The sequence below is a fragment of the Caulobacter endophyticus genome, assembly GCF_029543245.1.
In the GTDB taxonomy this organism is placed as follows: Bacteria; Pseudomonadota; Alphaproteobacteria; order Caulobacterales; family Caulobacteraceae; genus Caulobacter; species Caulobacter endophyticus_A.
In genome coordinates this window covers 249,493-270,792 of the sequence record NZ_JARQWV010000001.1, presented here as the reverse complement: position 1 = coordinate 270,792, position 21,300 = coordinate 249,493, and the positions used below count along the sequence as shown (strand labels likewise).

General features: G+C 68.3%; 25 protein-coding genes. 14 read left to right on the top strand and 11 right to left on the bottom strand.

Annotated elements, in window-relative coordinates; translation table 11 throughout:
* The 4 genes from P7A99_RS01075 to P7A99_RS01060 form a co-directional block, all read right to left on the bottom strand.
* Window positions 1-1,044 (bottom strand): HEAT repeat domain-containing protein, encoded by a 1,044-nt coding sequence (locus P7A99_RS01075; protein ID WP_277792108.1) that lies wholly within the window; start codon window positions 1,042-1,044, stop codon window positions 1-3.
* Window positions 1,045-2,127: a YaiO family outer membrane beta-barrel protein gene (locus P7A99_RS01070; RefSeq protein WP_277792107.1), complete on the bottom strand. Its 1,083-nt coding sequence runs from the start codon at window positions 2,125-2,127 to the stop codon at window positions 1,045-1,047. It abuts the gene before it with no gap.
* A complete protein-coding gene (locus P7A99_RS01065; RefSeq protein WP_277792106.1) occupies window positions 2,124-2,486 on the bottom strand; it encodes a response regulator transcription factor in 363 nt (120 codons plus the stop codon). Before P7A99_RS01065 ends, P7A99_RS01070 begins: the two co-directional genes overlap by 4 nt.
* 233 nt (window positions 2,487-2,719) lie before the next feature.
* Window positions 2,720-3,214: a 3D domain-containing protein gene (locus P7A99_RS01060; protein WP_277792105.1), complete on the bottom strand. Its 495-nt coding sequence runs from the start codon at window positions 3,212-3,214 to the stop codon at window positions 2,720-2,722.
* 189 nt (window positions 3,215-3,403) lie between these two features.
* On the opposite strand from P7A99_RS01060, the gene P7A99_RS01055 reads away from it, so the two are divergent.
* The 3 genes from P7A99_RS01055 to P7A99_RS01045 are packed head-to-tail and all read left to right on the top strand — an operon-like array spanning window position 3,404 to window position 5,489.
* Complete coding sequence (locus P7A99_RS01055) at window positions 3,404-3,991, top strand: glutathione S-transferase family protein (protein WP_277792104.1); 588 nt, start codon at window positions 3,404-3,406, stop codon at window positions 3,989-3,991.
* A gap of 15 nt (window positions 3,992-4,006) precedes the next feature.
* Complete coding sequence (locus tag P7A99_RS01050) at window positions 4,007-5,038, top strand: S1/P1 Nuclease (RefSeq protein WP_277792103.1); 1,032 nt, start codon at window positions 4,007-4,009, stop codon at window positions 5,036-5,038.
* Window positions 5,039-5,042: 4 nt separating this feature from the next.
* Entirely contained in the window at window positions 5,043-5,489 is a 447-nt protein-coding gene (locus P7A99_RS01045) for an NUDIX domain-containing protein (protein WP_277792102.1), read from the top strand.
* Window positions 5,490-5,592: 103 nt separating this feature from the next.
* Here P7A99_RS01045 and P7A99_RS01040 read toward each other — a convergent pair whose 3' ends face one another.
* Window positions 5,593-5,922 carry a hypothetical protein gene (locus tag P7A99_RS01040; RefSeq protein WP_277792101.1) on the bottom strand — a complete coding sequence of 110 codons (330 nt, stop codon included), beginning with the start codon at window positions 5,920-5,922 and terminating at the stop codon, window positions 5,593-5,595.
* Window positions 5,923-6,023: 101 nt separating this feature from the next.
* On the opposite strand from P7A99_RS01040, the gene P7A99_RS01035 reads away from it, so the two are divergent.
* Window positions 6,024-6,365, top strand: a complete 342-nt coding sequence (locus P7A99_RS01035; protein WP_277792100.1) for a (2Fe-2S) ferredoxin domain-containing protein — start codon at window positions 6,024-6,026, stop codon at window positions 6,363-6,365.
* A 38-nt stretch (window positions 6,366-6,403) separates the two neighbouring features.
* On the top strand, window positions 6,404-7,135 hold the full coding sequence (locus P7A99_RS01030) for a TlyA family RNA methyltransferase (RefSeq protein WP_277792099.1): 732 nt from the start codon (window positions 6,404-6,406) through the stop codon (window positions 7,133-7,135).
* Between the two features lie 69 nt (window positions 7,136-7,204).
* Here P7A99_RS01030 and P7A99_RS01025 read toward each other — a convergent pair whose 3' ends face one another.
* Window positions 7,205-8,149: a LytTR family DNA-binding domain-containing protein gene (locus P7A99_RS01025; protein ID WP_277792098.1), complete on the bottom strand. Its 945-nt coding sequence runs from the start codon at window positions 8,147-8,149 to the stop codon at window positions 7,205-7,207.
* Between the two features lie 5 nt (window positions 8,150-8,154).
* Between P7A99_RS01025 and P7A99_RS01020 the strand changes: the two genes are divergently transcribed.
* A complete protein-coding gene (locus tag P7A99_RS01020) occupies window positions 8,155-9,372 on the top strand; it encodes an acyltransferase family protein (protein ID WP_277792097.1) in 1,218 nt (405 codons plus the stop codon).
* On the opposite strand, the gene phhA is transcribed toward P7A99_RS01020, so the two are convergent.
* Both phhA and hspQ read right to left on the bottom strand, forming a co-directional pair.
* The gene (phhA, locus tag P7A99_RS01015) at window positions 9,330-10,211 is read right to left on the bottom strand and encodes a phenylalanine 4-monooxygenase (protein WP_277792096.1); all 882 of its coding nucleotides are present in this window, start codon (window positions 10,209-10,211) and stop codon (window positions 9,330-9,332) included. The genes P7A99_RS01020 and phhA overlap by 43 nt on opposite strands.
* 81 nt (window positions 10,212-10,292) lie before the next feature.
* Window positions 10,293-10,622: a heat shock protein HspQ gene (gene hspQ, locus P7A99_RS01010; RefSeq protein WP_165255501.1), complete on the bottom strand. Its 330-nt coding sequence runs from the start codon at window positions 10,620-10,622 to the stop codon at window positions 10,293-10,295.
* Between the two features lie 157 nt (window positions 10,623-10,779).
* On the opposite strand from hspQ, the gene P7A99_RS01005 reads away from it, so the two are divergent.
* The 8 genes from P7A99_RS01005 (at window position 10,780) to guaA (ending at window position 18,502) form a co-directional block, all read left to right on the top strand.
* Window positions 10,780-11,901 carry a Ppx/GppA phosphatase family protein gene (locus P7A99_RS01005; RefSeq protein WP_277792095.1) on the top strand — a complete coding sequence of 374 codons (1,122 nt, stop codon included), beginning with the start codon at window positions 10,780-10,782 and terminating at the stop codon, window positions 11,899-11,901.
* Window positions 11,898-12,605: an RlmE family RNA methyltransferase gene (locus tag P7A99_RS01000; protein WP_277792094.1), complete on the top strand. Its 708-nt coding sequence runs from the start codon at window positions 11,898-11,900 to the stop codon at window positions 12,603-12,605. Before P7A99_RS01005 ends, P7A99_RS01000 begins: the two co-directional genes overlap by 4 nt.
* A 7-nt stretch (window positions 12,606-12,612) precedes the next feature.
* Window positions 12,613-13,116, top strand: a complete 504-nt coding sequence (locus tag P7A99_RS00995) for a hypothetical protein (RefSeq protein WP_277792093.1) — start codon at window positions 12,613-12,615, stop codon at window positions 13,114-13,116.
* 94 nt (window positions 13,117-13,210) lie between these two features.
* Entirely contained in the window at window positions 13,211-14,674 is a 1,464-nt protein-coding gene (gene guaB / locus P7A99_RS00990; protein WP_101717813.1) for an IMP dehydrogenase, read from the top strand.
* Window positions 14,675-14,677: 3 nt separating this feature from the next.
* Window positions 14,678-15,073, top strand: a complete 396-nt coding sequence (locus tag P7A99_RS00985) for an MAPEG family protein (RefSeq protein WP_277792092.1) — start codon at window positions 14,678-14,680, stop codon at window positions 15,071-15,073.
* 4 nt (window positions 15,074-15,077) lie between these two features.
* On the top strand, window positions 15,078-16,355 hold the full coding sequence (locus P7A99_RS00980) for an RsmB/NOP family class I SAM-dependent RNA methyltransferase (RefSeq protein ID WP_277792091.1): 1,278 nt from the start codon (window positions 15,078-15,080) through the stop codon (window positions 16,353-16,355).
* A 111-nt stretch (window positions 16,356-16,466) separates the two neighbouring features.
* On the top strand, window positions 16,467-16,946 hold the full coding sequence (locus tag P7A99_RS00975) for a hypothetical protein (RefSeq protein WP_277792090.1): 480 nt from the start codon (window positions 16,467-16,469) through the stop codon (window positions 16,944-16,946).
* On the top strand, window positions 16,943-18,502 hold the full coding sequence (gene guaA / locus P7A99_RS00970; protein ID WP_277792089.1) for a glutamine-hydrolyzing GMP synthase: 1,560 nt from the start codon (window positions 16,943-16,945) through the stop codon (window positions 18,500-18,502). The genes P7A99_RS00975 and guaA overlap by 4 nt, the downstream gene beginning before the upstream one ends.
* A 159-nt stretch (window positions 18,503-18,661) precedes the next feature.
* Here guaA and P7A99_RS00965 read toward each other — a convergent pair whose 3' ends face one another.
* From P7A99_RS00965 to P7A99_RS00955, 3 genes are all read right to left on the bottom strand, one after another.
* Window positions 18,662-18,853 carry a hypothetical protein gene (locus P7A99_RS00965; RefSeq protein WP_277792088.1) on the bottom strand — a complete coding sequence of 64 codons (192 nt, stop codon included), beginning with the start codon at window positions 18,851-18,853 and terminating at the stop codon, window positions 18,662-18,664.
* Between the two features lie 63 nt (window positions 18,854-18,916).
* The gene (locus tag P7A99_RS00960) at window positions 18,917-20,104 is read right to left on the bottom strand and encodes a (R)-mandelonitrile lyase (protein WP_277792087.1); all 1,188 of its coding nucleotides are present in this window, start codon (window positions 20,102-20,104) and stop codon (window positions 18,917-18,919) included.
* A 29-nt stretch (window positions 20,105-20,133) separates the two neighbouring features.
* The gene (locus P7A99_RS00955) at window positions 20,134-21,279 is read right to left on the bottom strand and encodes an aldo/keto reductase (protein WP_277792086.1); all 1,146 of its coding nucleotides are present in this window, start codon (window positions 21,277-21,279) and stop codon (window positions 20,134-20,136) included.
* Between the last annotated feature and the right edge of the window lie 21 nt (window positions 21,280-21,300).

The following is a 21,300-nucleotide window of genomic DNA, read 5'->3' as shown; positions in this document are numbered from 1 at the left end:
TCAGCCTCCTTCGGCCAGGGCCCGTTCGGCCGCCCGCTGGGCGACGGGCCGCGTATCGTCGGCGGCCACGGTCTCCAGGTGGTTCAGCCCCGGTCGGCCCAGCCGCCGCAGCGCGTCGCCAGCCCGAAAGCGCACCCACCATTCCGGATCGTCCAGAAGGGCTGCGACCTGGGGCGCGAGGCGAGCCAGTCCCGCCGCACCGACGGCCTCGGCGCCGGCTGAGCGGACGGTCCAGGCCGGATCGCTCAGCGCGGCCGCCAGGGGCGGCGCGGCGGCCGGGTGTTGCAGGCGGCCAAGGCCGCGCACGGCGGCGGTGCGAACGTTCGGGTCGGGATCGGCCGCGGCGGCGGCCAGGGCCGGCACAGCCTCGTAGGATCCCGAGCGCCCGAGCGCGTCCAGCACGATGCCACGCATCAGCGGGTCAAGGTCCTGCCTCTGCAGCGCCAGAAGGCCGTCGGCCGGCGCCGCCGCCACCGCCTGGCGCATCATTTCCGCATAGACCCGCGACGGCGTCAGTTCGCCCGTGCCGACATAATCGAGCAGGCGGGAGGGGGTGGGTGGCGATCCCGCGTCAGCCAACCCCTTGATCGCGGCCATGCGGACGTTGGGGTCTTTGCTTCGGATGGCGCGGCGCAGCGCCGCCCTGACCTCCTCGCCGCCCAGCGCGGCCAAGGCTTCCACGCTGGTCAGGCGCTCGTCGCGCGAGCCGTGAGCGATCCGCTGTTCGAGAGCCTCCACGAGGCCGAGCGCCTTCAGTGCGCTCATCGCGCGTTCCTGGTCGGCGCCGCGGATCAGGCCCTGAAAGTCCAGGATCGCCTCGGCCAGCACCTCGGGCCGTTGCACGAACGGGGAAAGGGTCGCGGCTACGTCGGGCTGGCCGCGAAGCAGTCCTGAAAGGGACTGTATGATGACCTTGCGGTCGGCCGCCCGGTCGGACGCGCGAGCTTCCTTGACGAAGCGGGCGACGATCAGGGCTGTCATCCAGGCCAGCGCGGCGCCGATCAGCACCAGGGCGACGACCCAGATCAGCGTGAGCGTCGACATCTAGAACCGACGCGTGACGGCGACCCCGACCTCGTCGCGGTCATAGGCCCTGCGTTTCTCGTGCGCGCCCGCCACCTGGACGGTCCAGCGGGGCGTCAGGTCGTAGGCGATCCCTCCCGACACCGCCTCCACGGGCACGGTGGCGCCGTCGGCGCTCTCGGGGGCGTCGGCATAACCCAGGCGCAGGCGCAGGCGCTCGGTCGCCGACCACTCACCGTTCAGGGTGTAGCCGGACTGATGCTTGCCGCGCTCATCCTCGGTGTTGATGGAACGAGCCGTCAGCGACACGGGCCCGGCCGCCAGGGTCAGGTAGGGTTGCAGGCTCTTGACCTCGCCGACGGCGTAACGCGACCAGACGGCGTCCAGGCCCAGGCGGGCGCGCCAGGCGCCGGTGCTGCGCAGGCCGGCCGAGCCGCCGGCGCGGATCGAGAATTCCGGGCGATAGTCGGCGTCCGGCGCGCCGCCGACGGCGACGAAGCCGTCCAGGCGAGGGCCGAACCTGCGTGCGGCCAGAACCTCGCCATAGGTGTCGGAAACGCCGAAACGCTCGGTGTGTTCGATGGAGCCGCTAAGCGTGGTGTCGGGATCGATCCGTTTCGACAGGGCGATGGTCGCCAGGCTCCAGTGACCCAGGTCCTGCGTAAGTTCGCTGCGCGCATAGGCGAGGTCCAGCCGCCAGCTCGACTCGCCCGGCATGGCCAGAGTGGCGGCGATCTGCTGGGACAGGCTCTTGGCCTCGGCGTCATCCGGCGTGTTCGCCAGCAGCGGCGCCAGGCGCCGTCGCGCCAGTGCGGGACGGCCGGCGAACAGGGCCGAACGGGCATAGGCGATGCGGGCGTCGCGGTAATCGGGCGCCAGCCCCAAGGTCGTCTCGAAGGCGCGGTCGGCGTCTGCGTAGCGTTGGGCGGCCAGGCGCGACAGGCCCAGGTTCAGCCAGACGTCAGGATCCTTGGGCCGCTGCTTGGCGAGCAGGTCGAAGGCGGCGATCGCCTCGGCGGTGCGGCCGGCCTGCCGGGCCTGAACGGCGGCAGTGTAGGCCGGATCGGCCTGCTCGGGCGCCTGGACCGCCGCCGCCTCGATCATGCGGCCACCGGTGCGATGCGAAACAGGCGGGCCAGCAGTTCGTCGGGATCAAAGGGCTTGGGCAGGTAGTCGGCGGCGCCGAGGTTCAGGGCGGTGACGATGTCGTTGCGGCCTTTGAGGGCGGTCAGCATGACCACAGGGATATCGCGCAGGGCGTCGTCGCCCTTCATCCGGCGCAGCACCTCGAACCCGTCGATGATCGGCATCATGCCGTCCAGCACGACGACCTGCGGCCGGCTGGTGCGAGCGGCCTCGAGCACGGCGCGGCCGTCCTCGAAAACCGTTACCTCGTAGCCGGCCATCGTCAGCTTGTGCTCGAGAATTTCGCGGAGCAGGGCGTCGTCGTCCGCGACAAGCACCGAAGGCGAGGACGCAAGGTTACTGTCAGATCGCCTGGACACCATGTCTCGCCTGCAAGCTTGAGCTTCAAGAGAGTCGCGAACACTCAGTGAGAGTGGTGCAGAAAAACCAGCGAGGCCAGCGGGAACATTGCGTGCTTGGTTAACTTCCCGACATTGCCCGCACACAGCGAAACGGCCGCTTTCGCGGCCGTGTCCAATGCTCGATCTGTCGTCGGAAGAGGCTGGGCCGGCTATTCCGGCGGGCAGCCCTTGAATTCGCCGACCTTGGTCACTGAAAGGTGCGTAAGGTTCAGGCCCGCCAGCGGTTTCATCGACTTGGCGCCCTGGCCGCTGAACATGTCGATCTTGTTGCCCTTGATCGCGCCGCCGATGTCGGAGGCGTACCAGTAGCCGTCGTGGGTCTCGCCGTTGGGCATGGGCAGGCCGACGGTTTCCTTGATGAAGACGATCGTGCGGCGCGGGATCACCTTGGTGTCCACCGCCAGGGTGCGCATGGCCACGACCTTGCAGCCCAGGCTGTCCAACGCGCGGATGCCCTTGGCGCCGGCATGGTACAGGGTGGCCTTCATCTTGTATTCGATGGAGCCGGGGATCGAGCCGGTCAGAGCCCCTGCGATCAGTTCGCCCAGCGGATCGCTGGCGCGTTCGGAGTCGGGGCCCGCGGCGGCGGGAAGTGCGGCGAACATGGCCATGAAGGCCAAAATTCCGGCGAGCGTGCGTCGCATCGAGGGGGTCCTCTTATCGGCGTATCTGTCGGTTCGGCGGCTTCCTTAAGCCGATCACGGCTCCGTGACAACCCGCTTAAAGTCGCCCGATTAGGGCGGAATCGGATGAAAACTTCTGGTGAAGCTCGGAACTCGGGTGAAAATTCAATCGTTTAGCGCGCCATTTGAAAAATGGGGGAGGGCGACGGAATGACGCTGCGGATCTTCGGCGACGGCAAGTCCGGCAACTGCCTGAAGGTGAAGTGGACGGCCCAGCGGCTCCACCTGCCCTTCGAATGGATCGAGGTCGACATCCTGAAGGGTGAGTCTCGCACCGCCGATTTCCTCGCCATGAACCCCGCCGGCCAGGTGCCGGCGGTGATCCTCGAGGACGGTCGCGCCCTGGCTCAGTCCAACGCCATCATGCTGCACCTGGCCGAGGGCTCGGTGCTGATTCCGAGCGACCCCTACCTCAAGGCCAAGATGTACGAGTGGCTGTTCTGGGAGCAGTACAGCCACGAGCCCTATGTGGCCGTGGCCCGTTTCCAGGTCGCCTATATGGGCAAGCCGGTCGAAAGCCTCGACGGCAAGCTGGTCGAACGAGGCCACGCGGCGTTGGCCCGCCTCGAAAACGGGCTCTCCGAAAGCGGCTTCCTGGTCGGCGATCGCCTGACCCTGGCGGACATCGCGCTGGTGGCCTACACCCGTGTCGCCCACGAGGGCGGTTTCGATCTGGCGCACTATCCGGCCGTGAAGGCCTGGGTCGGTCGCGTCGAGACGGCCCTCGGCATCGATTAAGTCCTCGGAGCGCGCATGAAGTCGCCGTCTTCTACCTTGAAGGTTCTTGTCCTGGCTGCCGTCGTGGCGGCGCCGGCCCAGTCGGCCCTGGCCTGGGGCGCTTCCGGTCACCGGATGATCGGCGTGCTCGGCGCATCGACGCTGCCGGACGACGTGCCGGCCTTCGTGCGCAGCCCCTATGGCGTGGCCGCCATCGGCGAATACGCCCGCGAGCCCGACCGCTGGAAGGGCTCGGGCAAGGTCCACGACCACGACCGCGACGCCGCCCACTTCCTCGATCTCGACGACGAGGGCCGCATGTTCGGCGGCCCGAAATTCACGGTCGAGACCCTGCCGGCCACCCGAGCCGACTACGCGACGGCCCTGCGCGCCGTCGGCCAGGACGAGTGGAAGGCCGGCTATCTGCCCTACGCCATGATCGACGGCTATCAGCAGCTGGTGAAGGACTTCACCTACTGGCGCATCCTGGTGGCGGCCGAAAAGCAGACCACCGACGCCCAGAAAAAGGCTTGGTACGCCGCCGACCTCAAGCGCCGCGAGGAATTGCTGCTGCGCGACCTGGGCGTCTGGGCCCACTATATCGGCGACGGCAGCCAGCCGCTGCACATGAGCGTGCACTACAACGGCTGGGGCGACTATCCGAACCCCAACGGCTACACCCAGAGCCGCGGCACCCACGGCGCCTTCGAGGGGCCGCTGGTCAAGGCCGTGGCCAAGGACGACGACGTCAAGGCCAAGATGCCGGCGCTGCGCGACTGCGCCTGCAGCTACGAGACCCGCATGGTCGGCTACCTGACCACGACCTGGAAGCTGACCGAGCCGCTCTATCAACTCGAGAAGTCGGGCGGCATGGTCGCCACGGATCCGCGCGCCAAGGCCTTTGTCGACGAACGCCTGGCCGCCGGCGCCGCCGAGCTGCGCGACATGGTCACCATGGCCTGGAAGGCCAGCGCCGAGGGCAAGATCGGCTACCGTCCCGAGATCAGCGTCGCCGATGTCGAGAGCGGCAAGGCCGATCCGTGGAACGACCTGTTCGGCAAGGACTGACCGATTGCTCGCGTTCTACGCCCCCGACGCGTCGCTCCGTTACACGGACCGTCACGCCGCTTTCGGCATCGCCGAGGACGCGCGGGGGCAAATCGCGCTGGTGGAGGTCACCAAGCCCGGCAAGGCGCCTTACTTCGACCTGCCGGGCGGCGCCGTCGACGGTGAGGAGACCGAAGCGGAGGCCCTGGTGCGTGAGTTCGGCGAGGAGACCGGCCTCGTCGTCGAGGTCGGAGACCACGTGGTCGACGTATCCCAGCCGTTCCTGAAGTCCGACGGCCAGGCGGTCCGTAACTATGGCGGCGTCTACGCGGTGAGGCTGGCGGGCGAGCGCCCGGAGCTGAAGGTCGAGGACGACCACAGGCTGGTCTGGCTCGATCCGCGCGACGCCGTGGTCGCGCTGCGCCACGACGCCCATTCCTGGGCCGTCGCAGCATGGATGCGCAAGGGCTAGCGAAAATCCTCGCCCTTCGACAGGCTCAGGGCGAGGATTTCTCACTGCGAGGCCTGCATTTGGTCCTCATCCTGAGCTTGTCGAAGGACGAGGACCACGCAATCTAGTTCGACTTGCTCTTCAGCGCCGCCTTGGCCTCGGCCGGGGCGACCTGGTCGAACAGCATCGACAGGTGCTGGTCCTTGGCGTGGTCGTTGTGCAGGTCCCAGGCCAGCGAGATCGGCAGGCGCAGGCGGCCGCCGTCGGGCAGGCGGGCAACCAGCACGCGCCAGCTGAATCCGTCGCCGGGATCACCCAGCGGGCCGAACTCCAGCGGGGCCGGATCGCGCAGGCGGAAGGCGCGGTCGGCCTTGGCGGTGAACCAGGCCAGGTCGTCGGCGGCGGTTGGGTCGGCGGCGGGCGAAACGACCTTGCCCTTGAGATTGCGGACCATGGCGGCCTCCGAAGCGTTGAAAGCGCGGCTCTCTAGCACTTCGGGCGGCGACTTCCCATGTCGAAGGCGCGGGCAGGGCGCCTGAAACGGAAAGGCTCCAGGTGAGCAAGGAACGGCCGATCAAACGCGTGCGCGCCGACTGGAACGATGTCGTTCTGGTCTGCCGCAAGTGCTCGCGCAAGCTGGACGGCGGCTTCGGCAAGGGCGGCGAGCAGAGCTTCGCCAAGGCCCTGCGCAAGGCCTCCGGCGGGGGCAAGGGCAAGGACCGCAAGGCCCCGCTGGCGGTGATCGAGGTCGACTGCTTCGACGTCTGCCCCAAGGACGCCGTGGTAGCGGTCAATGCTTCGCGGCCGCGCGAATGGGTGGTCGTGCCGCGCGGCGCGTCCATGGACGCCGCCGTCGCCCGTCTGGGCCTGGTCGCCAACGACGCCGAGGCGGCCTGATTTAGGAAGCGAGCCGGCGAGTCTGCTATCAGGCTCCCATGAGCCGAAAACGCGCCGATATCCTGCTGGTCGAGAAGGGTCTGTTCGACAGCCGCGCCAAAGCGCGCGCCGCCATCGAGGCCGGCCGCGTCACCGCCGACGGCAAGGTGGTCGCCAAAGCCTCCGAAGCGATCGACGGGGCCGCGGACATCGTGTCCGAGGCGGCCCACCCCTGGGTCGGGCGCGGCGCGCTGAAGCTGGTGCGGGCGCTGGAACTGTGGCCGGTGGCCGTCGCTGGCCGGATCGCCGTCGATGTCGGCGCCTCGACCGGCGGCTTCACCGAGGTCCTGCTGTCGAAGGGCGCGGCGCGGGTCCTGGCCGTCGACGTGGGCCGCGACCAGCTGCATTCCAGCCTGAAGAACGATCCGCGCGTCGAAGACCTGTCGCCGCTGGACGCCCGCGCGCTGACCGCCGACCACGCGCCGGACGGCGTGGATCTGGTGGTCACCGACGTCAGCTTCATCTCGCTGGAAAAGGCCCTGCCGGCGGCGCTAGGCCTGGCGCATCCCGGCGCGGATCTCGTCGCCCTGGTCAAGCCGCAGTTCGAGGCCGGCCGCGAGAACGTCGGCAAGGGCGGCCTCGTGAAGGACCCGGAGATCATCGCCGCCTGCGTCGAGCGGGTGTCGGCTTTCCTGGAGGCGTCAGGCTGGACCGTCCGCGACAACGCCGACAGCCCGATCGCCGGCGGCGAGGGACAGCTGGAAAAGCTGCTCTGGGCGGTGAAGCGGTAAGGAGCCCATCCCTTTCCGTAAAAACCCCGCGAAAGCGGGGGTTTTACGGGGAGATGTGCGGGTTTTCGGCTAACCCCGCAGGGCTGCCAGCGCCTCGGGATACCGTCGCGACAGCGGCGCCTCGACCGCGCCCAGTTCAACGGTGTAGTCCCCCGATCCCTCCGGCCGCAGCCCGGTCACGCGTGCTGCATTGACCAACCAGGAACGATGTGTGCGCACGAAGCCTTGCGTCGCCAGTTCGGTCTCCAGCGCTGTCAGCGATGACCGCATCAGCGGCCGTCGGCCGTCGGTCAGCAGGAACTCGGCGTAGTTGCCGGCCGAGCGTACGGCCAGGATGTCCGCGATCGGCGTGCGCACCAGCCGTGCGCCGTCGCGGATGTCGAACATCGTCGGCGAAGGCGCGGGAGCCGCCGTCGGGGCGGGGGCATCGGCGGCGACGTCGCGCGCCATCCGCGCCAGCAGCCAGAACACCACGAAGGCCAGGACATAAGCGATGACGTCCTTGCGCAGTTCGTACAGGAACTCCGGCCCGATCGGCCCGAAATCGTAGCCCTCGTCCAGGATCAGGCGATGGGCGATTTTCCGCAGCACGACGAAGCCGCTCACGTGGAGGGCGGAATAGGCCAGAAGCGCGACGGCATGGACGGGCAGGGCGCGGGCCAGGGGCGGCTTCGCACGATGCGTCCAGAGAGCCACGGCGGCGGGCAGCAGCATGATGAGCACTGTCACCAGGCCGCTGGACACCTCCCAGATCGCCGGCCGCCAGGGGCCAAGGCGCGGTGCGTCATGGATGATGGTCAGGATGTTGATCACGGTGATGGCAGCCACGATGGCCAAGCCGCACAGCCAGCCGCGCCACAGCAGGCGGCGCTCGGCGCCGCTCATCCCCCAGCGCGCGCCGTTCGTCCCTGGAGACGTGGCGGCGTCACGGGCGCGGCGCTGTTCGTCCCCTGGTGCTTGGCGGGCGGTGGCCTGCGCGGATTTCTCCCCGGCGACGCCATCGTTCGGAACCAACCCCAATGTCCCTTTCGTCTTCACAGGATCTCGCCCGCCGCCACGACCTCGACTGGATCAGGGTGGGCGCGTTCTTCCTGCTGATTCTGTATCACGTGGGCATGTTCTACGTGCCCTGGGAGTGGCACGTGAAGTCGCCCCATCCGATCCCGGCGCTGGAGCCGGTGATGATGCTGACCAACCCCTGGCGGCTGACCCTGCTGTTCCTCGTCTCGGGTGCAGCCACGCGCTTCATGGCTGACAAGGTCAGTGTCGGCCGGCTTGCGGGCGCCCGCATCGCGCGGCTCTTGCCGCCGCTGCTGCTGGCCATGGCGGTAATCGTGCCGCCGCAGTCCTATTACCAGGTCGCCGAGTACGTGGCCGCGCACCCGCAGGCGCCGTTCGGCGTCGATCCGTGGCCGGCCTTCTGGGGCAAGTACATGACGGCCTCGGGCGGCTGGTGCGGGGAGGACGGCGACTGCCTGATCACCCCGACCTGGAACCACATGTGGTTCGTCGCCTACCTCTTGGTCTACACGCTGGTGCTGGCCCTGCTGCTGGCGATCGTTCCAAGGCTGGGCGCCAGGCTGCAGGCAGCCTGCGAGCGCGTGCTCGCCGGTCCCTGGCTGCTGGTCCTGCCGATCGTGTTCCTGGCGTTGGCCCGTGCGACGCTGTTTCCGATCTTCGACATCACCCACGCCCTGGTCGACGACTGGTACAACCACGCCATCTCGCTGGCGGCCTTCATGCTTGGCTTCGGCCTGGCCAAGTCGTCGGTTCTGCGTGAACGGCTGATCGCCATGCGCTGGCCCGCCGTGATCCTGGCCTTGGCCGCCTACGCCGCCTTCGCGACCTATGCCTGGATCTACCGGCAGGGCGACCCGGCGCAGGCGCTGCGCCTGGCCATGCGCGGCGTCTATGCGGTCGACCAATGGTGCGCCATCGCCGCCATCCTCGGCTTTGGCGCCAAGCATCTGAACCGCGGCGGTCCGGTGCTGCGCTACCTGACCCTGGGCGTGTTCCCGTTCTACATCGTCCACCAGACGGTGACGGTCGTCCTGGCGCGCCACCTGGCCAAGGCCGGGCTCCCTCAAGGGCTGGAGGCGCTGATCCTGGTCGCGGGGACCTTCGGGGCCTGTTTCGCGACCTACGAGATCGTCAGGCGTATCCCGGGCGTGCGGATGCTGTTCGGCCTACGGGCTCAGCCGGCCGTCGAGGCCAGCCGTCCGCCGGCGTTCGCATAGGCCTGGGTTCCACGGGTCAGCACCTGGTCGGCGCCTACGATCTGCGCGATGCCGATGTCGCTAGCGCCGGCCAACCGCTCGTACAGCGCCGAGAAGTCGCGCAGGGTCACTTCCTGCAGCGTCTGGATCGACGGGATCACGAAGTAGACCTGCTGGAAGTCGTCGATGCGGTAGGGCGTGCGCATCACCCGCTCCAGGTCGAAGCCGATCCGGTTGGGGGAGGGGTCTTCGAGGGCGAAGATCGACTCCGTCCGCGACGAGACTATGCCCGCGCCATAGATCCGCAGGCCCGCCGGCGTGGCCATCAGCCCGAATTCGACCGTGTACCAGTAGAGCCTGGCGAGGTTGGCCAGCCGCCCCAGGCCCAGAGCCCGCTGGCCGCCCTTGCCGTAGGCCTGCATGTAGTCGGCGAACACCGGGTCGGTCAGCATCGGCACGTGGCCGAACACGTCGTGGAAGACGTCCGGCTCTTGCAGGTAGTCCAGTTCGTGCGGCTTGCGGATGAACTGACCGGCCGGAAAGCGGCGGTTGGCCAGGTGATCGAAGAACACGTCGTCGGGCACGAGGCCCGGCACGGCCACGACGCTCCAGCCGGTCAGGCGCTGGAGCTCCTCGTTGATCCGGTTGAAGTCGGGAATGCCGGTGCGGTGCAGGTCCAGCGCGTCCAATCCGCGCAGGAACTCGTCGCAGGCGCGGTTCTGAAGCACGCTGGCCTGGCGCTCGTACAGCGTGATCCAGACGTCGTGCTCGGCCTGGCTATAGGCTTCCCACCCCTGATCGATCGTCCAATCGGGGCGAGCCCCTGGGGGCGGCCCGCCGCTGAAACCGTCTGCGCTCATGAAACGACGTTACGCCCGCGTTCGGGCAAGTTCCGTTCGATTTTTGCGCGCAACAGCCAGGTCGGCGGTGAGACCTTGCCGTCAGTGCGAGATCCGGGGGCGAAGCTTGTAGGCGCCGTGGTCGAAGGACTCGAAAATCAGCGCCGCTTGTGGGTGATGCACCGGTTCGCCCGTGTCGTCGGCCAGGAGGTTCTGCTCTGAGACGTAGGCGACATAGGTGTTGTCGTCGTTCTCGGCCAGCAGGTGATAGAACGGCTGGTCCTTCGACGGGCGGATGTCCTCGGGGATGGACTCCCACCACTCTTCCGTATTGGCGAACACCGGGTCGACGTCGAACACCACGCCCCGGAAGGGGAAGATGCGGTGCTTGACGACCTGGCCGATCGCGAATTTGGCGAGTCTCTCGTTCATGATGAAGATATTACGACGACTCTCCTGACTGAATCCTGAACGTAACCAGCGTTCATTGTTGGGACACGCCGCCTTCCGGTGCATCGACACGGTTGCTATGGTCCACGACGAAGTGAGGCGGTTCGTGACGAATCGCCTGCGAGACAGGTGGAAGACCATGTCGGAGGCGCCGAGAGCGCCCGGCGGACCCCGTGGCCAGGGAGGCCAGGGCTCGCGCCGGTCTCCGGGCGAGCAGCCGTGCTATGCGGCTCTCGATCTCGGAACCAACAATTGCCGCCTCCTGGTGGCGACGCCTTCTCCGCGCGGCTTCCGCGTCGTCGAGGCCTATTCCCGTATCGTCAGGCTTGGTGAAGGTTTGTCGCAGACCGGCCAGCTATCCGACGAGGCGATGGAGCGATCCATGGCCGCGCTCAAGGTTTGCGCCGAGAAGATCCGCCGCCGCCGCGCCATTCGGGTAAAGGCCGTGGCCACCCAGGCCTGCCGTGGGGCCAGCAACGGCGCCGAGTTCGTCCGCCGCGTGGCCGAGGAGACCGGGCTGCGCTTGCAGATCATCACGCCGCGCGAGGAGGCCCAGCTTTCGGTGGCCGGCTGTATGAGCCTGTTCGACCGCGAGGCCGACGCGGCCCTGGTGGTCGATGTCGGCGGCGGCTCGACAGAGCTGTCGTGGGTCGACCTCAAGGGCGGCGGCCTCGACGCCAAGCCGCGCCAGTTCGAGGCCTGGAAGCTGCCGATCCGCGCCTGGCTGTCCATCCCGATCGGGGTCGTCACCCTGGCCGAGCGCTTTCCGGAGGGCGAGCGCGCCGACGACGGCTGGTTCCGGGCCATGGTCGAGGAAGTGAAGTCCAAGATCTCGGCCTTCCCGCACGCCGCGCCCATGCGCAAGACCTTCGACGCCGGCCGCGCCCACATGGTCGGCACCTCGGGCGCCATCACCAGCCTGGCGGGTCTGCACCTTGGCCTGCCGCGCTACGACCGCAATGTCGTCGACGGGCTGTGGATGCAGCGTTCCGACTGCGAGGCCGCCGCCGGTCGCCTGCTGACCCTGACCGCCAAGGAGCGGGCGCTGGAGCCCTGTATCGGCGCCGATCGGGCCGATCTGGTGCTGGCCGGCGCAGCCATTCTTCAAGCCGTTCAAGAGCTTTGGCCATGTTCTCGCGTGCGAGTCGCCGACCGAGGGCTTAGAGAGGGGCTTCTGATGTCCTTGATGTCGGATCGGCAGAAGCGCCCCCGCCGACGGCGGCGTGGCGGGGCCGGTTCGGCCCGAACGGTGAACCAATGAACGACGAGCCCCCCAAGCGCCGGATGGTCAAGCCGCCGACCGGCGGCAACGCCGATGGCCGCGCCAAGCCGGCGCGCCTGAAGACCGCCTATGGCCGCACGCCCAGCCAGCAGGCCTGGCTGGAGCGCCAGATCAACGATCCGTTTTCGGCCAAGGCGCGGGCGCTGGGCTATCGCAGCCGCGCGGCCTTCAAGATCAGCGAGATCGACGAGAAGTTCCGTTTCTTCAAGAAGGGCGCGAAGGTCATCGACCTGGGCTGCGCGCCCGGCGGCTGGCTGCAGGTGGCCGTCGAGCGCGGCGTGACCCAGCTCGTGGGCGTTGATCTGCTGCACGTCGACCCCGTCGAGCCGGCCCACATCGTCGAGATGGACTTCACCGACCCGGCCTGTCCGCCCAAGCTGCTCGAGTTGCTGGGCGGCGCGCCGGACCTGGTGATGTCGGACATGGCCCCCAACACCGTGGGCCATCGCGAGACCGACCACCTGCGCATCGTCGGCCTGATCGAGATCGGCGCAGAGTTCGCCATCGAGACCCTGAAGCCTGGCGGCGCGTTCGTGGCCAAGGCCTTCCAGGGCGGCGAGACCTCCGAGGTGATCGCCCGGCTGAAGAAGCACTTCGAGAAGGTCCAGCACTTCAAGCCCAAGGCCAGCCGTCAGGACAGTTCCGAGGTCTTCCTCGTGGCGACGGGTTTTAAAGGAAGGTAGGTCTCCGATGGTCGCTGCGTTTGTCTCCATGATGATCGCGGCGGCGTCGCCGGCCTGCGTCATCACCGATAGCGCCGCTCGCGACAGCCTGCGGTTCGACGGTCATCCGGCCAAGGTCTGGACCGGCGTTCCGGCCAAGCCTGTGCTGGATACGCCCGACAAGCGGTTGTTTCGGACCGCGCTGCGCGAAGGCGCGGCCCAGGGGCCGAATTTCGCGGGTCACGTGACGATCGTCCAGTGGGGCTGCGGGACCTCCTGCGTGGCCTGGGCTGCGGTTGACGCCCGGACGGGCCGGGTCACGAAACTGCCCGGCGCGGACTACATGGATACGAACCGCGTGAGTGGACTGCTCCACGGCGTGAACTTCGAGAAGGGCAGCCGTGTGCTCGTGCTGGCCGGCGCGCCGCGAGAGGATCAGGCCCGCGCGGGGGTCTATCGCTACCTCTGGACCGGCGACGGCTTCCGGCTGCTGAGCTTCGTTCCGCGGGAAAAGGTTTGCGAGACTCTCTAGGTTGAAGGTCCGGATTTCCGGCCAAAAGGCGCTCTCCACGCCTCGACAAACGCCCGCCTCGCGACTATACGAGCGCCGCAAAATGGAGAATCCGATGGAGATTCGCGAAGGGCTCACCTTCGACGACGTTTTGCTCGAACCTGGTCCGTCCGACGTCATGCCGACGCAAGTGACGACCGAGACCAAGTTCACGCGTGAAATCAGTCTGAACATCCCGCTCGTGTCCGCCGCCATGGACACGGTCACCGAAAGCCGTCTCGCCATCGCCATGGCGCAGGCCGGCGGCCTGGGCATCCTGCACCGCAACCTCTCCAACGAGGAGCAGGCCGACCACGTCCGCGAGGTCAAGCGCTACGAAAGCGGCATGGTCATCAATCCGCTGACCATCCATCCGGACACCACCCTGGCCGAGGTCCGCGAGATCACGGCCCGCCGCAAGATCTCGGGCTTCCCGGTGGTCGAGCGCGACACGGGCAAGCTGGTCGGCATTCTCACGAACCGCGACATGCGCTTCGAGGGCGACGCCAACGTTCCGGCCTCGGCGCTGATGACTCGCGAGAACCTGATCACGGTCGGCGAGGGCGTGGATCACCGCGAGGCCCGCGAGCTTCTCCGCAAGCACAAGATCGAACGCCTGATCGTCGTCGACGACGCCTACCGCGCCGTCGGCCTGATCACGGTGAAGGACATCGAGAAGGCCCAGGCTCACCCCCTGGCCGCCAAGGACGACAAGGGCCGCCTGCTGGTCGGCGCGGCCTCGACCGTCGGCGACGCCGGTTTCGAGCGCTCGATGGGCCTGGTGGACGCCGGTGTCGACGTCGTCGTCATCGACACCGCCCACGGCCACTCCAGCCAGGTCGCCGCGGCGGTCTCGCGCCTGAAGCGCGAAGCCAACCGCGTCCAGATCGTGGCCGGCAACATCGCCACCTACGACGCCGCCCGCGCGCTCATCGACGCCGGCGCCGACGCCGTGAAGGTGGGCATCGGCCCGGGCTCGATCTGCACCACCCGCATCGTCGCGGGCGTGGGCGTGCCGCAGCTGACCGCGATAATGGAAGCCGTTCGCGCCGGCCGCGAGAGCGGCGTGCCGGTGATCGCCGACGGCGGCATCAAGTTCTCGGGCGACCTGGCTAAGGCCATCGCCGCGGGCGCTTCGACCGCCATGATGGGCTCGATGTTCGCCGGCACCGAAGAGGCGCCCGGCGAGGTGTTCCTGTACCAGGGGCGCTCGTACAAGAGCTATCGCGGCATGGGCTCGGTGGGCGCCATGGCCCGCGGCTCGGCCGACCGCTACTTCCAGAAGGAAGTCACCGACAGCTTCAAGCTCGTTCCGGAAGGCATCGAAGGCCAGACCCCGTTCAAGGGTCCGATCGCCCCGGTGCTGCACCAGCTGGTCGGGGGCCTGCGCGCCGCCATGGGCTATGTCGGCGCCCCCACGATCCCGGAACTGCAGGAGCGTGCGCGCTTTGTGCGGATCACGGGCGCGGGCCTGCGTGAAAGCCATGTCCACGACGTGATGATCACGCGTGAGGCGCCGAACTATCCGAGCGCGGTCTAGGCCATGCAGATGGCCTTCGAGCTGCGGATGCTGGCGGTCGCGGTCGTCATCGGGCTGGTCCACCTGCTGTGGGCCAGCGCGGCGGCCCAGCCCCAGCGCGGCTTGAAGTGGAATATCGGCTCGCGGGAGACGCCGGTCGTGCTGACCGGCATGGCCGGACGGCTCGAAAGGGCCTTCGCCAACTTCCGCGAGACCTTCCCGTTCTTCGTCGCCGTCGTGCTGGTCGCCTATCTGGGCGGTCGGCTCGGCGCGCTGACCGTTGCCGGAACCGCGCTCTATGTCGGCGCCCGGGCGGTCTATGTCTTTCTCTATGCGTTCGGCGTGCCGGTCGTACGCAGCCTGGTCTGGGTCGCCTCCATGGCGGGCCTTGGCCTGGTCCTTCTGGCGTTGGTGATTTAGCTCCATGCGTGACGGAGGACGGGTTTCCGCGGCGATCGAGGTTCTGACCGAGATCGAGACGCGGCATTTTCCTGTGAAGATGGCGCTCAAGCGCTGGGGCGAGGCCGCGCGCTACGCCGGCTCCAAGGACCGGGCCTTCGTCTCGGGCCTGGTGCTGGACGCCCTGCGCCGCAAGCGGTCGCTGGGCTGGATGATGGGCGACGCCGCCGCCCGCGGCGTGGTGCTGGGCGTCCTGGCCTTCGTCTGGAAGTGGCCGGCCGAGCGCATCGCCGAGGCGGCCTCGGAAGAGCATGGCTTCGGCGCGCTCTCCGAGACCGAAGAGGCCCGCCTGAAGGATCCCGTCTCGCTGGACGGCGCGCCCGCCCCAGTGGCCGGCGACTATCCCGACTGGCTCGAACCGCACCTGGCCCGCGCCCTCGGTGCCGATCAGGTCGCCGAGATGGCGGCCCTGTCCGAGCGCGCCCCGGTCGACCTGCGCATAAACACCCTGAAGACCGACGCCGAGCGCGGCGCCAAGGCCTTGGCGCCGATCAACGCCGCGCCGGCCGGGATCCTGCCGACCGCCTTCCGCATCCCCGCGCCCGCAGCCGCCGATCGTACGCCGTCGGTCGAGGGCGTGCCGGCCTTCTCGAAGGGCTGGTTCGAGGTCCAGGACCTGGGCTCGCAGATCGCCGCGGCCGTGGCCGGCGAGGTCAAGGGCAAGCAGGTGCTCGACTTCTGCGCCGGGGGCGGGGGCAAGACCCTCGCGCTCGCGGCCGCCATGGGCAACAGCGGCCAGATCTTCGCCCACGACAGCGACGCCCGGCGTCTCGCCGACACCATCCGTCGCGGCCAGAGGGCAGGGGTCCGCAACCTGCAGATCCGCTCGCCGATCGAGGCCCAGCCGCTGAAGGGCCTGGAAGGCAAGATCGACGTCGTCTTCGTCGACGCCCCCTGCACCGGCGCCGGCACCTGGCGGCGCCACCCTGACGCCAAGTGGCGCCTGTCGCCCGACCAGCTGGCCAAACGCCAGATCGAGCAGGACAGCGTCATGGAGGACGCCTCGACCTTCGTGAAGGCCGGCGGCCGCATGGTCTATGTCACCTGCTCGCTGCTGGCCGAGGAAAACGAAGACCGCGTCGCGGCCTTCCTCGAGCGTCACCCCGAATTCAAGGTCAAGCCGATCGCTCTCGACGGCGTCACCCACGTGACCCCCGAGGGCTATCTGCGCCTCACCCCGCACCGCGCCGGTACGGACGGCTTCTTCGCCGCCGTGCTGCAGCGCTCCACCTACGCGCCTTGACGGCCTGCCGAGCGACATGGGTCGAGGCGAGGCAGGCAAGGCAAAGAGTATTTTCGCGAAGAAACGGGCCGAACTGACGACGCCGGAACAAGAGCTCCAATGCGCATTCGAATGACAGTCGCGATCTGTTTGGCTGGCATGGCCACGCCGGCCTTTGCGAGCGGCGGACCGCCTCCGCCGATCTGGATCACATTGCCCGTGCATGCGACGGCGCTGAATGACAACGCGCGAAACGGAGTCGATCGCGCCTTGGCCTGCACGAAGGAAAGCGCCCCGCCTCAGATTCGCGTTCGAGCCGACTACAGCCTGCTCTACCGACAGGTGCCCACGGATCGCGGTCCTCTTGAGCATGCCCTGACGTTGGTGAAAGACGCCCTGATCCAGGGTGGTCTGGAGCCAGCCAAGATCCAGACCGGGATCGGCGAGTTCACCCAGGTTGTGATGGTCATGCCGAACGACCCTTGGCCGACGGACGCGCAGGTCGATCCACGCGGCGTTCGCGTCGTGATTGCTGACTGCCCGATGGCCCACGACCTGATAGGTCCGCCCCCACCTCCACCGCCCCCCAAACGCCGCGGAAAGATTCGATGACCACCGAAAACCACCACCAGCGCGTCCTGATCGTCGACTTCGGCAGCCAGGTGACCCAGCTGATTGCGCGCCGGGTGCGCGAGGCCGGCGTCTATTGCGAGATCCACCCCTTCGACAAGGCCGAGGCCCTGGTCGACGAGTACCAGCCTTCGGCGATCATCCTGTCGGGCGGCCCGGCCAGCGTGCTTGAGGCCGACAGCCCCCGTATCGGCCGCAAGCTGTTCGACCTAGGCCTGCCGATGCTGGCCATCTGCTACGGCCAGCAGCTGCTGTGCGACGTGCTGGGCGGCAAGGTCGAGGGCGGCCACGCCGGCGAGTTCGGCCGCGCCGAGCTGACCATCGGCAAAGAGAGCCCGCTGTTCGAAGGCCTGGCTGGCGTGGGCGAGCTGGAAACCGTCTGGATGAGCCACGGCGACCGCGTCACCGCCATCCCCGAGGGCTTCGATGTGGTGGGAACTTCGAACGGCGCGCCCTTCGCCGCCATCGCCAACGACGCCAAGAAGATCTACGCCCTGCAGTTCCACCCCGAGGTCTATCACACGGTCAACGGCCCGCAGATCTACAAGAACTTCCTGGCGCTGGCCGGCCTGAAGGGCGACTGGACCATGGCGGCCTTCCGCCAGGAGATGGTCCAGAAGATCCGCGACCAGGTGGGCGACGGCAAGGTGATCTGCGGCCTGTCGGGCGGCGTCGACAGCTCGGTGGCCGCCGTGCTGATCCACGAGGCCATCGGCGACCAGCTGACCTGCGTGTTCGTCGACACGGGTCTGCTGCGCAAGAACGAGGCCGATCAGGTCGTCACCCTGTTCCGCGACCACTACAATATCCCGCTGGTCCACGTGGACGCCGGCGACCTGTTCCTGGGCGAACTGGCCGGCGTCTCCGACCCCGAGACCAAGCGCAAGACCATCGGCCGCCTGTTCATCGACGTCTTCGACAAGGAAGCCGCCAAGATCGACGGCGCCCAGTTCCTGGCTCAGGGCACGCTCTATCCGGATGTCGTCGAAAGCGTCTCGGCGCGCGGCGGCCCGTCGGCCGTGATCAAGAGCCACCACAACGTGGGCGGCCTGCCGGACTACATGAAGCTGAAGCTGGTCGAGCCGCTGCGCGAACTCTTCAAGGACGAGGTCCGCGCCCTGGGCGTCGAGCTGGGCCTGGCCCCCGCCTTCGTCGGCCGCCACCCGTTCCCCGGTCCGGGCCTGGCCATCCGCATCCCGGGCGAGATCACGCCCGAGAAGGTCAAGGTCCTGCAGGACGCCGACGCCATCTACCTCGAAGAGATCCGCAACGCCGGCCTCTACGACAAGATCTGGCAGGCCTTCGCCGTGCTGCTTCCGGTCAAGACCGTCGGCGTCATGGGCGACGCCCGTACCTACGAAAACGTCCTGGCCCTGCGCGCGGTGACCTCCACCGACGGCATGACCGCCGACTTCTTCGAATTCCCCTGGGAGATCCTCGGCAAGACCGCCACCCGGATCATCAACGAGGTCCGCGGCGTCAACCGCGTCGTCTACGACGTGACCAGCAAGCCGCCCGGCACGATCGAGTGGGAGTGATCAAGGAAGGCGCTTTCAGCGCCTTCTTTTTTGCCTCCAACTCGGGCGTCAGCTTGGCGCGCAGCCTCAAAACTCCTTGATTTCAGGGGCGTTGTCGGTCGGTGACGGTAAATTGCGCGTGCCCGCCCAGGCTGTAAAAGGGGCTTTCGGGCGGGGAGGCTATGGAGTGCGGAGCACCCGGCCCGAATTGAACATGCTGAGCGTGGCGAGCGACTTGAAGCGCTTGTCGCTCTTGGCCGCGGCCAGGGAATAGCCGCCGCCTCCACAGATCCCGAAGAGACCCAGTCGCGAGGCGTCGACGCCGGGATAGCGCGCGATGAAGTCGGCCATGCCGATGACGTCTTCGGCCATGGGAAATTCCGTCTTGGTCCGTGGGCGGCGTCGGCGCCGCGTGGGTCGGTCGGAACTGGGCGCTTACCGGGAGGGTGCGCGATATTCGGCGTCCGTCACCGGGCTCAACCAGGTCACGCTTTGGACGTCCAAGGCCTCGGCGACGGCGACATGGGTCATTGCGCTGGTTGGCGCGGCGCCGTGCCAATGCTTGACGCCAGGTCCGGTCCAGACCACGTCGCCGACCTTCATCCGGCGCACCGGCCCGCCCTCGGCCTGGACCAGGCCTTCGCCGGCCGTGACAACCAGGAGCTGGCCGAGCGGGTGGCTGTGCCAGTTGGAGCGCGCGCCCGGCTGGAAGGTGACGGTGGCCCCGCCGAGGCGGGCCTGGCCGGTTCCCTTGAAGGGGGAGGTCACGGTGACCGCGCCGGTGAAGGTCTTGGCTGGGCCTTGGACAGGCAGCGAGCCGGGCGGGGTGATCGTGAGGCTCTCGACCGACGGGGCCGCCTGCGCGGCGTCCATATCCTTGAAGACCTTGTCGGCAACGGCGACCGCGGCGGTCGCCTTGGGCCAGCCGGCGTAGAACGCCAGATGCGTCAGGGCCGCGCCGACCGCTTCGCGCGTCAGGCCGTTCTGGAGGCCAAGGCCGACGTGGAAGGTGAGACCCGCTTCGTCGCCGTTGGCGGCCAGCGCCGCGATCGTCACCAGGCTGCGATCCCGCGGCGCAAGGTCTGTCCGCCGCCAAAGGTCGGCGAAGAGCACCTCGTTGGTCAGCGCCGCCAGCTTCGGCGCAGCCGGCCCGATGGTCGCCGTCACCGTCTTGGCGCGCGCGGTGTCCGAGGCGGGGAGGGGCAGGCTCGCCGTCACGGGCGCGCGCAGGCTCGCCATGTCGACGTCCCGGTCGGTGAACACCTTGTCGATCACCTCCAGCGACGAGACCGCATTGGGCCAGCCGGTGTAGAAGGCCAGTTGGGTGACGGCGCCGGCGATCTCGACGGGCTTGACGCCGTTGTCGAGCGCGCGACCCAGGTGCCCCGTCAGCTGGGCGGTCTTGCCGGTGGCGATCAGCACCGACACCGTCACCAGGCTGCGATCGCGCGGGCTCAGCGCCGGATCGACCCAGACGTCGCCGAACAGAACCTCGTCGGTATAGTCGGCAAGGCCGGGCGCGACCGCCTGCATGGCCTTGGGCGCGACGGACTTGCGCTCCTGGGCCTCGACTGGGCTCGCCAGGGTCAGGGCCGCAATGGCGGCGACGACGGGCTTCTTCATGGGAAACTCCTTTCCAGGAAGACTGGGCGTCAGGTCTTCGCCGGGGCTTCGACTTCGGAGAAGGCCAGCACGCCTTCGGGAAGGCGCAGGCCCTGGATCTGGATCGCCGAAGCGGCGGTGGTCAGTTCTGCCAGTTCGGCGGGCGTGAAGCGGATGGCGGCCGCGCCGGCATTGTCGACCATGTGCGCCATCTGGGTGGTTCCCGGGATCGGCACGATCCACGGCTTCTGGGCCAGCAGCCAGGCCAGAGCGATCTGGCCGGGCGTCGCCGACTTGCGCTGCGCCCAGGCCTTCAGCAGGTCGACCAGAGCCAGGTTGTTGCGCAGGGTCTCCGGGGCGAACCGGCCCTCGACCTTGCGGATGTCGCCGTCGGCGAACCGGGTATTGGCGTCGATGGCCCCGTTGAGGAAGCCCACGCCCAGGGGGCTCCAGCAGACGAAGCCGATGCCCAGCTCCTCGCAGGTCGGCAGCACCCATTTCTCCGGCCCGCGCCAGAGCAGCGAATACTCGTTCTGGACGGCGGTGACGGGCAGGGCGGCGTGGGCGCGGCGCAGGGTCTGGGGGCCCATTTCGCTGAGGCCCCAATGCAGGACCTTGCCCTGCTTCATCAAGTCCTGGATCGCTCCGGCGACGTCCTCGATGGGGACCTGAGGATCGACGCGGTGCTGGTAGATGAGGTCTATCCGGTCGGTGCGCAGGCGTTTGAGCATCCCCTCGACCGCCACCTTGACGTGCTCGGGCCGGCTGTTGAGGCCCGGCCTGCGCTGGCCGGTCTCTGGATCGATGTTCCAGCCGAACTTGCTGGTGATCGTCACCTTGTCGCGGAACGACTGGATCGCCTCGCCCAGGATCTTCTCGTTCTCGAACGGGCCGTAGGCCTCGGCGGTGTCGAAGAAGGTGACGCCATGATCGTAGGCGGCCCGCAGGATGTTGATCATCTCCGGCCGGTACGGGACCGTGGTCGAATAGGCGCGATGCATGTTCTGCACGCCCATGCCGATGCTGGACACCTCCAGCTTGCCGAGCCTGCGGCGGTCGCTGGCGGAGGGCGTCCTGGTCTGAGCTGGGGCCCGCGCCTGCGCGCCGCCGGCGACCGCGGCCGCCGGCAGGGCCAGGCTCAGCGCCAGGAGATCACGGCGTCCGACGCCGGCGGTCTTCGGGGTCTTGTCGTCCATGGGTCTCTCCAGAGCGATGGT

Coding starts and splice junctions, on each gene's coding strand:
- P7A99_RS01075 (WP_277792108.1), bottom strand. CDS start 1,044: ATGTCGACGCTCACGCTGATCTGGGTCGTCGCCCTGGTGCTGATCGGC.
- P7A99_RS01070 (WP_277792107.1), bottom strand. CDS start 2,127: ATGATCGAGGCGGCGGCGGTCCAGGCGCCCGAGCAGGCCGATCCGGCC.
- P7A99_RS01060 (WP_277792105.1), bottom strand. CDS start 3,214: ATGCGACGCACGCTCGCCGGAATTTTGGCCTTCATGGCCATGTTCGCC.
- P7A99_RS01055 (WP_277792104.1), top strand. CDS start 3,404: ATGACGCTGCGGATCTTCGGCGACGGCAAGTCCGGCAACTGCCTGAAG.
- P7A99_RS01050 (WP_277792103.1), top strand. CDS start 4,007: ATGAAGTCGCCGTCTTCTACCTTGAAGGTTCTTGTCCTGGCTGCCGTC.
- P7A99_RS01040 (WP_277792101.1), bottom strand. CDS start 5,922: ATGGTCCGCAATCTCAAGGGCAAGGTCGTTTCGCCCGCCGCCGACCCA.
- P7A99_RS01030 (WP_277792099.1), top strand. CDS start 6,404: ATGAGCCGAAAACGCGCCGATATCCTGCTGGTCGAGAAGGGTCTGTTC.
- P7A99_RS01020 (WP_277792097.1), top strand. CDS start 8,155: ATGTCCCTTTCGTCTTCACAGGATCTCGCCCGCCGCCACGACCTCGAC.
- phhA (WP_277792096.1), bottom strand. CDS start 10,211: ATGAGCGCAGACGGTTTCAGCGGCGGGCCGCCCCCAGGGGCTCGCCCC.
- hspQ (WP_165255501.1), bottom strand. CDS start 10,622: ATGAACGAGAGACTCGCCAAATTCGCGATCGGCCAGGTCGTCAAGCAC.
- P7A99_RS01005 (WP_277792095.1), top strand. CDS start 10,780: ATGTCGGAGGCGCCGAGAGCGCCCGGCGGACCCCGTGGCCAGGGAGGC.
- P7A99_RS01000 (WP_277792094.1), top strand. CDS start 11,898: ATGAACGACGAGCCCCCCAAGCGCCGGATGGTCAAGCCGCCGACCGGC.
- P7A99_RS00995 (WP_277792093.1), top strand. CDS start 12,613: ATGGTCGCTGCGTTTGTCTCCATGATGATCGCGGCGGCGTCGCCGGCC.
- guaB (WP_101717813.1), top strand. CDS start 13,211: ATGGAGATTCGCGAAGGGCTCACCTTCGACGACGTTTTGCTCGAACCT.
- P7A99_RS00985 (WP_277792092.1), top strand. CDS start 14,678: ATGCAGATGGCCTTCGAGCTGCGGATGCTGGCGGTCGCGGTCGTCATC.
- P7A99_RS00980 (WP_277792091.1), top strand. CDS start 15,078: ATGCGTGACGGAGGACGGGTTTCCGCGGCGATCGAGGTTCTGACCGAG.
- P7A99_RS00975 (WP_277792090.1), top strand. CDS start 16,467: ATGACAGTCGCGATCTGTTTGGCTGGCATGGCCACGCCGGCCTTTGCG.
- guaA (WP_277792089.1), top strand. CDS start 16,943: ATGACCACCGAAAACCACCACCAGCGCGTCCTGATCGTCGACTTCGGC.
- P7A99_RS00965 (WP_277792088.1), bottom strand. CDS start 18,853: ATGGCCGAAGACGTCATCGGCATGGCCGACTTCATCGCGCGCTATCCC.
- P7A99_RS00960 (WP_277792087.1), bottom strand. CDS start 20,104: ATGAAGAAGCCCGTCGTCGCCGCCATTGCGGCCCTGACCCTGGCGAGC.
- P7A99_RS00955 (WP_277792086.1), bottom strand. CDS start 21,279: ATGGACGACAAGACCCCGAAGACCGCCGGCGTCGGACGCCGTGATCTC.